General features: G+C 71.5%; 10 protein-coding genes and 1 pseudogene. 6 read left to right on the top strand and 5 right to left on the bottom strand.

Features of this window, described 5'->3' with window-relative positions:
* The first annotated feature begins 178 nt into the window (after positions 1-178).
* The 3 genes from AB0C29_RS20580 to AB0C29_RS20570 all read left to right on the top strand — a co-directional run bounded on the left by AB0C29_RS20580 (position 179) and on the right by AB0C29_RS20570 (position 2,966).
* Positions 179-1,156: an ATP-binding cassette domain-containing protein gene (locus tag AB0C29_RS20580; RefSeq protein WP_360822326.1), complete on the top strand. Its 978-nt coding sequence runs from the start codon at positions 179-181 to the stop codon at positions 1,154-1,156.
* Positions 1,153-2,004: an ABC transporter permease gene (locus AB0C29_RS20575; protein ID WP_360822324.1), complete on the top strand. Its 852-nt coding sequence runs from the start codon at positions 1,153-1,155 to the stop codon at positions 2,002-2,004. The genes AB0C29_RS20580 and AB0C29_RS20575 overlap by 4 nt, the downstream gene beginning before the upstream one ends.
* Positions 2,005-2,186: 182 nt before the next feature.
* Positions 2,187-2,966 (top strand): class I SAM-dependent methyltransferase, encoded by a 780-nt coding sequence (locus tag AB0C29_RS20570; protein ID WP_360822322.1) that lies wholly within the window; start codon positions 2,187-2,189, stop codon positions 2,964-2,966.
* 37 nt (positions 2,967-3,003) lie between these two features.
* Here AB0C29_RS20570 and AB0C29_RS20565 read toward each other — a convergent pair.
* Positions 3,004-3,228, bottom strand: a pseudogene (locus AB0C29_RS20565) (TetR family transcriptional regulator C-terminal domain-containing protein); the annotation flags it as partial.
* 122 nt (positions 3,229-3,350) lie between these two features.
* On the opposite strand from AB0C29_RS20565, the gene AB0C29_RS20560 reads away from it, so the two are divergent.
* Positions 3,351-3,938 (top strand): SDR family oxidoreductase, encoded by a 588-nt coding sequence (locus AB0C29_RS20560; RefSeq protein ID WP_360822320.1) that lies wholly within the window; start codon positions 3,351-3,353, stop codon positions 3,936-3,938.
* On the opposite strand, the gene AB0C29_RS20555 is transcribed toward AB0C29_RS20560, so the two are convergent.
* Genes AB0C29_RS20555 through AB0C29_RS20540 form a run of 4 tightly spaced genes read right to left on the bottom strand, consistent with a single transcriptional unit; the run spans position 3,910 to position 7,746 of the window.
* Positions 3,910-4,935 carry a hypothetical protein gene (locus AB0C29_RS20555; RefSeq protein WP_360822318.1) on the bottom strand — a complete coding sequence of 342 codons (1,026 nt, stop codon included), beginning with the start codon at positions 4,933-4,935 and terminating at the stop codon, positions 3,910-3,912. The genes AB0C29_RS20560 and AB0C29_RS20555 overlap by 29 nt on opposite strands.
* Positions 4,936-4,978: 43 nt before the next feature.
* Positions 4,979-5,902 carry a ketopantoate reductase family protein gene (locus AB0C29_RS20550; RefSeq protein ID WP_360822316.1) on the bottom strand — a complete coding sequence of 308 codons (924 nt, stop codon included), beginning with the start codon at positions 5,900-5,902 and terminating at the stop codon, positions 4,979-4,981.
* A 6-nt stretch (positions 5,903-5,908) separates the two neighbouring features.
* Positions 5,909-6,175: a UBP-type zinc finger domain-containing protein gene (locus tag AB0C29_RS20545; RefSeq protein ID WP_360822314.1), complete on the bottom strand. Its 267-nt coding sequence runs from the start codon at positions 6,173-6,175 to the stop codon at positions 5,909-5,911.
* Positions 6,172-7,746 (bottom strand): Na+/H+ antiporter, encoded by a 1,575-nt coding sequence (locus AB0C29_RS20540; protein ID WP_360822312.1) that lies wholly within the window; start codon positions 7,744-7,746, stop codon positions 6,172-6,174. Before AB0C29_RS20540 ends, AB0C29_RS20545 begins: the two co-directional genes overlap by 4 nt.
* A 163-nt stretch (positions 7,747-7,909) precedes the next feature.
* Between AB0C29_RS20540 and AB0C29_RS20535 the strand changes: the two genes are divergently transcribed.
* Positions 7,910-8,893, top strand: a complete 984-nt coding sequence (locus AB0C29_RS20535; protein ID WP_360822310.1) for a 3-oxoacyl-[acyl-carrier-protein] synthase III C-terminal domain-containing protein — start codon at positions 7,910-7,912, stop codon at positions 8,891-8,893.
* The coding region (locus tag AB0C29_RS20530) for a glycosyltransferase family A protein (protein ID WP_360822308.1) at positions 8,890-9,199 on the top strand (310 nt) is incomplete at its 3' end. The genes AB0C29_RS20535 and AB0C29_RS20530, both read left to right, overlap by 4 nt.

Genomic DNA, 9,199 nt, shown 5'->3' with positions numbered 1-9,199 from the left:
CGCCCCCTGCCCCGCCGCGGCCGGCGCCGGGGCCGCGAGGACTTCGCGTGGCCGGCGATCGCGGCCGACACGGTGGCGGTCTACGCGGCGGCCGGGGCCGACGGCAAGGTCACCCGGGCGGCCGAGGACGTGCTGGCCACTTCTCGAAAATGTCACAGGGGTACGGCACCATGCTGGCATGAGTGCACCGGCCATCGAGACCTCGGAGCTCGTCAAGACCTTCGGGGACAACCGCGCGGTCGACGGCGTCGACCTGACGGTGCCGGCCGGCACCGTCTACGGCCTGCTGGGCCCCAACGGAGCAGGCAAGACCACGGTGGTGCGCATGCTCGCCACCCTGCTGAGACCCGACGGCGGCAGCGCCCGGGTGTTCGGCAACGACATCGTGTCCGAGGCCGACGCCGTCCGGGCCCGGGTCAGCCTCACCGGTCAGTACGCCTCGGTCGACGAGGACCTGACCGGCACGGAAAATCTGGTCCTGCTGGCCCGCCTGCTCGGTCACTCCCGGCCCCGGGCCCGCGAGCGCGCCGCGCAGCTGCTGGAGGCGTTCGGCCTGACCGACGCCGCCGACCGCCAGGTGAAGAAGTATTCCGGCGGCATGCGCCGCCGGCTGGACATCGGCGCGAGCATCCTCAACACGCCGGACCTGCTGTTCCTCGACGAGCCGACGACCGGCCTGGACCCGCGCAGCCGCAACCAGGTCTGGGACATCATCCGGGTGGTGGTCGCCAACGGCACCACGGTCCTGCTGACCACGCAATATCTCGACGAGGCCGACCGGCTGGCCGGCCGGATCGCGGTGATCGACCACGGCCGGGTCATCGCCGAGGGCACGCCGGGCGAGCTGAAGTCCTCGGTCGGCGCGGGCACGATCCACGTCCGGATCCGCGACGCCGCGCAGCGTGATGCCGCCGAGCGGGTTCTGGCCACCACCCTGGAGACGACGGTCGAGCTGGACGCCGACCCGGTGGCCCTGACCGCGCGGGCCGAGGGCTCCGAGCAGGGCGCCGCCGAGCGCGCCGCCCGGGCGTTGGCCGCGCTGGCTACCGCCGGCATCGTGGTCGACGACTTCGCCCTGGGCCAGCCCAGCCTCGACGAGGTGTTCCTGGCCCTCACCGACCGGCCGGCCGAGCAGCCGCAGGAGGTCACGGCATGAGCACCACGACCAGCACCCCGGAGGCGCCCACCGCCTACACCCCGTCGGCCGAGACCCTGGCGGCGGTGCTGACCCGCGGGGAACGCCCCCAGCGCCCGAGCGCCCTGGCGGCGTCCCTGACCTTCGGCTGGCGCGCGATCCTGAAGATCAAGCACGTCCCCGAGCAGCTCTTCGACGTCACCGCGTTCCCGATCATCATGACGCTGATGTTCACGTACCTGTTCGGCGGCGCGCTGGCCGGCTCCACCCGCGACTACCTGCAGTTCTTCCTGCCCGGCATCATGGTCACCAGCGTTGTGATGATCACCATGTACACCGGTGTGGGCCTGAACACCGACATCGAGAAGGGCGTCTTCGACCGCTTCCGCACCCTCCCGGTCTGGCGCCCGGCCGCCCTGGTCGGCATGATCTTCGGCGACGTCCTCCGCTACATCCTGGCGGCCACCGTCATCATGGGCGTGGGCCTGGCCCTGGGCTTCCGCCCCGCCGGCGGCGCGATGGGCGTGGTCTCGGCGATCGCCCTCCTGGTGATCTTCTCCTTCGCCTTCTCCTGGGTCTGGACGATGTTCGGCCTCCTGCTGCGCTCGGAGAAGTCGGTGATGGGCGTCAGCATGCTGGTCCTGATGCCCCTGACCTTCCTGAGCAACGTCTTCGTGGACCCGCGCACGATGCCGGGCTGGCTGCAGGCCTTCGTCGAGATCAACCCGATCAGCCACCTGGTGACCGGAGTCCGCTCCATGATGGCCGGCAACTGGGACATGCCCGAGATCACCTGGACCCTGCTGGCCAGCGCGGGCTTCGTCCTGGTCTTCGGCACCCTGACGATGCGCCTCTACAACCGCCGCTGAACGGCACCGGCAACCGCCGTACCTGCCGGGCCACGCCCGGCTGACCTGCTCCTGGACAGCGCGCGGCCGCCTCACCTCGCCGGTCCGCTCCGCCCGGACCGGGAGCTCTGCATCGGGAGCTCTGCATCGGGAGCTCTGCATCGGGATGGAGTGGAGACGAATCGATGACCTACGGAGCAGCGATGGCAGCCGGCTACGACCGCGCGCGCAGTCTTCGTTCTCGAGACGTCGGGAGATGGATGGCTGCCGCAAGCCCCTACCTGCCCCCGGCCGGCGGACGGATCCTGGACCTCGGTGCCGGTACCGGAAGGTTCAGCGCTGCCCTCGCCCGGTTCAGCGGTGCGAAGGTCGTCGCTTGCGAGCCGTCGGCGGCTATGCGAGCGGCCTTTCCCGCGAACTCCCCGGATTCCTGGGTCATCGGCGGTGCCGCTGAGGCGATCCCGTTTCGGACCGGTGCCTTCGACGCCGTGTGGGCTTCCCAGGTCGTTCATCACGTCAGCGACCTACCGGCGCTTGCTGCCGGTCTGCGTCACGTTCTGCGGCCGAAGGGCCACCTGTTGATCCGTGGCGGCTTCGGCCGGGTAGAGGAGCTTCCTCTGTACCGATACTTTCCGCTCGCTTGGGCGGAGGGCAACGCAGTGCGTCTCACCTTGGAGCGGATCGCCGGCGTGCTGGCCGACGTGGATCTCGTGCTGGTGGACCAGGTCCAGGTCGAGCAGACCTTCGCGGACAACGCCGACGAGTTGGTGGAGAAGGTGAAGACCCGGTCATTGAGTCCTCTCGCCGGCTTACCCGACCAGGTTTTCGAGGACGGGCTTTCGGCACTGCGCAAGGACGCTGATGAGGGACGCATCGCCGAACCGGTTGTCGACCGGCTGGACCTCGTGGTGTTCCGTGCACCCACCGGATCTTCAGTCGGCGAGCAGGCCGAACCCCCGACTTCACCAACTTCCCACGCGTAGCCCTTCCGCACCGGGCCCCCGCCGTCAGCAGGGCCATCGACAGCTCGTCGAGATCAGCCTCCGGCCGCAACTCACCCCGTTCGCGCATCGCCTGCAAGCCGTCGTGCGGCAGGGACTGCCAGTGCTGGAAGGCGTTGCACAGGTCTTCGCGAGTTGCTTCGTCGGTCGGGCCCAGCTCCCCCGCCAGCGACGTCAGCGTGCATTCGCCCCGGCCGCTGTTGTGCTCCTGGTGTTCGATCGCGGCGTCGGCCCAGGCCCGCAACGCGTCGAAGCTGTCCAGCGCGCTCCCATGATCGGCCGGCCGGGGGTCAGCTTCGAGGATGCGTTCCCTGGTCGCCTGCCCTTTGCGGGTCAATATCTGATCTTGCGGGAAAGACAGCCTTGGTGACCGGTGCCACGGCGGGTATCGGGCGGGCCGTGGCGGTGCGGCTCGCCGAGAACGGGGCCGAGGTCATGGTGCACGGCCGGGACGCGCAGCGCGGGGCCGAGCTGCTGTCAGCCATCGCCGAGCGGGGCGGCCGGGCACGGTTCGTCGCCCCTGACCTCTCCGCCGCCGGGGACGTCGAGCGGCTCGCGGCCGAGGCCGGGGATGTCGACATCCTGGTCAACAACGCCGGGGTGCACGAGTTCACCTCCACCCCCGGCACCAGCGCGGACAGCTTCGACCGGCGCCTGGCGATCAACACCCGGGCGCCGTTCCAGCTGGTCGGGGCGTTGGTTCCGGGCATGGTCAAGCGGGGGCACAGCGCCATCGTCAACATCAGCTCAACCGCCGCCACCTCGGTCGCACCGGTCGGGGCGGCCTACGGGGCGTCGAAGGCTGCGCTGGAGACGTTGACCCGATATTGGGCCACCGAGTTCGGCAGGGCCGGCGTCCGGGTCAACGGGGTCGCCTCCGGGCCCGTTCGCACCCCGGGTACGGCACCCCTGCTGGCCGCCTACGTCAGGGAGTCTGGCTCAGCACGTCGTTGAAGATCTTCTGAACGACCGCCTTCTGCGCCGGCGGGGCGAACGCCCCCACCCCCACCTGCCACGCCCCGCCGGAGGTCGTGAAGAAGTGGCTCATGTCGAGGGTGTAGCGCCCCTTGGCATCCTTCGGCGTCTCCACGTACCAAGTGCTCTCGTCGTACGCCCGGCTCTTCGCGCCCGGGTCGAACCACTCCCCGGTGAGCCGCTCCCGCTCCGCCGACCCGCAGGGCGCCGGGCACGGCCGCAGCATGATCTGCACCCGTTGTCCGCTTCCCGGGTTGCCCTCATCGATGCAGACCCGGGCCTGCGCCTCCGGGAGGCTGACGCGGCCGGCCACGCACCCCCAGGTGCCGGGCGTACGGAACGCGAACGGCCACCCGTTGAACGCCATCGTGTACGTGTCGTCCCCGGCGGCGTAGGCCGGACCGACCAGCTTGCGGTCCGGCGCCGACCGCAGGGTGGGCTTGTCCGACGGGACCACCTCTGTCGGACGCGGCCGGGCCGGGACGGGCGCCACGGCGGTGGGCCGCGCCACCGGGGTGTCGGCTTCCGCGTTGTCGAGCAGCGCCGCCACGCCGATACCGCCGCACACGCACAGCAGCAGGACCAGCGGTACCACCACCAGCGCGATCGCCGCCGGCAGGCCGCGGTACTTCTGCGGCGCCGGTCCGATCGCGCCGTCGAGCAGGGCGATCGCCGGTGCGCGGTACTCCACCTCGGCCACCTGGCCGGGATGGACCGGTACCACCGTGTCGGCGGTGCCGATCCGCGACGGCAGCAGGTACGGCACGTGCATGTGGACGTGGTGCTGACCGGGCGGCACCGGCACGACGGTCCGCCCCCAGCGGGCGGGGACCGGCGGACCGTTGATCGCCAGGTACGGCTTGAACAGGCCCAGCATGAAGGTCAGCCACGAGTACCGGGCCGTCACGGCGATGGCGGTCGAGTGCTGGTGCCCGGGAGGCGGGGCGCCCCACGAGGGCTGCGGCGGGTCGTACACGGCGGTCCCTTCCGATCAAGGACTGCGAAGCATACGGCTGCGGTCAGCCGGCCCTGCCACGGGAGTAGACCGACAGATTTGTGTACGCCGCCGCGTACAACGGCGCGTCGACGCCCAGCCGCTCCGCGTGGGCGACCAGGTCTCCCACGATCGCGTCGGCCTCGACCGGCCGGCCCGCCTGCATGTCGCGGTACATCGACGAGGTCGTCGGGACTTTGCGGGCGTTGGTGATGCTGCCGCGCAGGAACGTCAGGGCCTGCTCGCGCGGCGGGTGGCCAGCTGCCGTCACGATGGCGACCGCTTCGGCGATCACCCGGTCGGTGAAGGCCGGGCCACCCGGCGCCGCCAGCACCTCGCCCACCGGGCTGCGCATCAGCGTCGTCACCACCCCGAGGCTGGCCAGGAACAGCCACTTCTCCCACATCTGCTGGGTGATCGTGGTCGTGCCCTCGGACTCGAACTCCGCCCCCGACAACGCTTCGGTCACCGCCGCCAGGCGTGGGTCCGGGCCACCGTCCAGCGGGCCGTACGCGAGCCTCTGCAACCCGGTGAGCTGCACCACGTCACCCTCGTCGGTCAGCGTGCCGGCGATCATGCACACGCCGCCGTACACGTGGCCCGGGCCGAACGCCGAAATCAGCGCGTCGATGTGCCGCATGCCGTTGAGCAGCGGGACGATCACCGTCTCCGGTCCCACCGCCGGTTTCAGGTCGTTCAGGGCCCCGTCCAGGCCGTAGCTCTTCACAGCGAGCACGACCAGGTCGTACGGGCCGTCGATCTCCCCCGCCGTGACCGTCCTGACCGGGATGGTGCTGTCCCCGGCCGGGGAGTGGATCCGCAGGCCGCGCTCGGCCAGCGTGGCCGCGCGGGCCGGGCGGACCAGGAACGTGACGTCCCGGCCCGCCTCGGCCAGCCGGCCGCCGAAGTAGCCACCGGTCGCGCCGGCCCCGGCGAAGAGAGTCCTCATCGGGGCTCAGGCGCCGAGTACATCGTCGACGAAGCACCACTTCCAGTTCTCGCCCGGCTCGTAGGAGCGCATCACCGGGTGGCCATCCGTTTCGTAGTGGGCGGACATGTGCCGGCGCGGCGACGAGTCGCAGCAGGCCACGTAGCCGCAGTCCAGGCAGAGGCGCAGGTGCACCCAGTCGCGGTGGCCGTCGGCCACGCACTCGGGGCAACCGCCCTCGTACGGCGCCTGCGGTGTCGGTTCCCCGGCTTCCTTCAGGTGCTGGCAGGTCAATCGTCACTCCGGTTCAGCTGGGACTCTTCCAAATCGAGGTCGCGCTGGGCGCGGGTGAGCACCTCCTCGGAGATGCGCCCCTCGTTGCGGGCGATCTTGAAGACGTGGCGCTCAGCGGTAATCATCTCCCGACGCAGCCGACCGTACGCCGCCGACGGGGTCTCCTGCGTCTGATTGCCCAGCCGTTCCCAGGCGCTGTTGGCCTTGCTGTCGGTCAGCGCCCGCAGCCGGTCGATCACCGACCGGGGTGCGCCGTCGGCCGCCGCCTCCAGCCGTTCCAGCGCCGCGCGGCTCGCCGCGTGCTGCACTGCCGCCTCGGCCAGGGCGTCCTCGGCGGTGGTGTCCTCCTTGACGCCGAGGCGCCGGGCCAGCACCGGCAGGGTCGGCCCCTGGATCAACAGGGTGAGCACGATGATCGCGAAGGCCACGAAGACGAACAGCTCACGCGGGTAGTCGGCGTTGGGCACGTCCTTGTTGAGCGGCAGGGTCAGCGCCGCGGCCAGGGTGACCACGCCGCGCATGCCGGCCCAGGCGATCACCGTGGGCACGCTCGGCGGCGGGCGTTCCTCCCGGGCCCGGACCCGCGGGATCAGCCGGGCCAGGTACGTGGCCGGATACATCCACGCGAACCGGACCAGCACCAGGGTCAGGAACACCGCTGCGGTGACCGTGACCGTGGTGGCCAGGTCGCGTTCGATCCGGCTGATCAGGTCGCGGATCTGCAGACCGACCAGCAGGAAGACCACCCCTTCGAGCAGGAACGTGATCAGCCGCCAGACCGCGTCCATCTGCAGCCGCGAGGTCGCCGACAGCAGGTACGGGATCCGGTGCCCCAGGTAGAGCCCGGCCACGACGACCGCCACGATGCTGGAGGTGTGCAGCCGCTCGGCCACGATCACCACGACGAACGGGGTGAGCAGCGACACCGCGTCGTCGAGCAGCGAGTCCTCGATCCGCTTGTGCAGCCAGGCGGCGCCCATCGCGGCCGCGAAGCCGATGAGCACCCCGCCGCCCGCCTTGAGCGCGACCTCGCCGGCGATCTCCCAGAAGCCGACGGCCGAGCCGAGCAGCGCGCCGACCGAGATCCGCAGGAGCACCAGCGCGGACGCGTCGTTGAGCAGGCTCTCGCCCTCGAGGATGGTGACGACCCGGCGGGGCAGGCCGATGCGGCGGGCGATCGCCGTGGCCGAGACCGCGTCGGGTGGCGCCACCACCGCCCCGAGCGCGATGCACGCGGACAGCGGCACCTCGGGCAGCAGCGCGTGCACGACGAAGCCGACGGCGAACGCGGTCAGCACGACGAGCCCGACCGCGAGCAGCAGGATCGGGCGCAGGGCGCGGCGGAAGGCGACCACGTTGGTCTGCAGCGCGGCGACGTAAAGCAGCGGCGGCAGGATGCCGATCAGCACCAGCTCCGGCTCGATCTCCACCTCCGGCAGGCCGGGGACGAAGGACAGGCCGAGGCCCGCCACCAGCAGGACCAGGGGCGCGATGAAGCCGAGCCGCCGGGCGAGCGCCGCGCCGAGCACGGAGATCGCCACGAGCACGACCGTGTCGACGATGGGTTCCATGCCCGGAAGCTTAGAGAAGTCCGCCCGCGACGCCCTGTGGCGCCTCCCACCCTCTTCGACCCTGGTCCTGGTCGCCGGGCCTAGGAAGAATGAGCCGTTCTACTCACGCCGCGGACCCCGGCACTGCTGAAGGCTGGCGCCCATGACGACGACCGTTCCCCGCGTGGGTATCACCGCCGTGGCCAGTTGCTTACCCGAGCAGCGGATGACGACCGCCGAGCTGCAGGCGAGGGTGACCGGTGGCCTGCCGTTGCCGGCCGGGATGTTCGCGCAGGCCACCGGCATCACCACCCGCCGCGTCGCCGCCGACGGCGAGTACGCCTCCGACCTGGCCGTGGCCGCCGGCCGGCAGGTCCTCGAGCAGGCCGGCCTGGACGCGCTGGACGTGGACCTGCTGCTGTTCGCCTCGGCGACCCGGGACATGGCCGAGCCGGCCACGGCGCACGTCGTGCAGGCGGCGCTGGGTGGCCGGGCGCACGCCCTGGACGTGACCAACGCCTGCAACAGCTTCCTCAACGGCATCGACCTGGCCCGTTCGATGATCCTGGCCGGGCGGGCCCGCCGGGCGCTGGTAGTGACCGGCGAGACCCCGACCCGGGCGATGCGGCCCCGGCTGGACGGCATGCGCCAGGCCCGGCAGGCGTTCGCCGGCTACACCTTCGGCGACGCCGGGGCGGCCGTGCTGGTCGAGCCGGTGGCCACCGGCGGCATCCTGGACGTGGACGCCGAGACGCACTCACAGCACTGGGCGGTCGGCGGCATCTTCGGCGGCGGCTCGCGGCATCCGCGCGGTGACGAGCACACCTACTTCACCGGCGACGGGCACAAGCTGCGCGGCGTCTTCGAGAAGATCGGGCTCGGTTTGGTCGAACGCGTCCACCACCGCACCGGCCTGGGCTGGGACGACTACGCCCGGGTGCTGGTGCACCAGGTGACGCTGCCCTATCTTCAGCGCTTCGTGGAGGTGGCCGGCGTGCCCGTGGACAAGCTCGAGGTGACCGTGCCGGAGCTGGGCAACATGGCCAGCGCCACGCTGGGCGTCCAGCTCGACCGGGTCCGTCCGGGGCTGCGCACCGGCGACAAGGTGCTGCTGGTCGGGCTGGGCGGCGGCGTGAGCCTGATGACCATGATCTGGGAGGTGTCGTGACCGCGCTGTGGGTGATCGTGCCGGCGTACAACGAGGCCGGGCGGATCGGTCAGACCCTGGCGGCGCTGGCGGCCCAGACCGACACCGACTTCGAGCTGCTGGTGGTGGACAACGGTTCGGCCGACGACACGGCGGCCATCGCGCGCGCCTTCGTCGCGCCGTTCCCCGTGCATGTGCTCATCGAGCCGGAGAAGGGCGTCGGCTGCGCGGTCGACACCGGTTTCCGGCACGCCATCGCGGCCGGGGCCACCATGCTCGCCCGTACGGATGCGGACTGCCTGCCCCGGCCCGGCTGGCTGGCGGCGG

The organism is Actinoplanes sp. NPDC048791, from assembly GCF_040650095.1.
Classification (GTDB): Bacteria; Actinomycetota; Actinomycetes; order Mycobacteriales; family Micromonosporaceae; genus Actinoplanes.
The sequence above is the reverse complement of the archived record's forward strand: the minus strand, read 5'-3'. Positions and strand labels throughout refer to the sequence as shown.

What these genes read in the sequence shown, in the direction of transcription:
- AB0C29_RS20580 (WP_360822326.1), top strand. Translation starts at nt 179, where the DNA reads ATGAGTGCACCGGCCATCGAGACCTCGGAGCTCGTCAAGACCTTCGGG.
- AB0C29_RS20575 (WP_360822324.1), top strand. Translation starts at nt 1,153, where the DNA reads ATGAGCACCACGACCAGCACCCCGGAGGCGCCCACCGCCTACACCCCG.
- AB0C29_RS20570 (WP_360822322.1), top strand. Translation starts at nt 2,187, where the DNA reads ATGGCAGCCGGCTACGACCGCGCGCGCAGTCTTCGTTCTCGAGACGTC.
- AB0C29_RS20550 (WP_360822316.1), bottom strand. Translation starts at nt 5,902, where the DNA reads ATGAGGACTCTCTTCGCCGGGGCCGGCGCGACCGGTGGCTACTTCGGC.
- AB0C29_RS20540 (WP_360822312.1), bottom strand. Translation starts at nt 7,746, where the DNA reads ATGGAACCCATCGTCGACACGGTCGTGCTCGTGGCGATCTCCGTGCTC.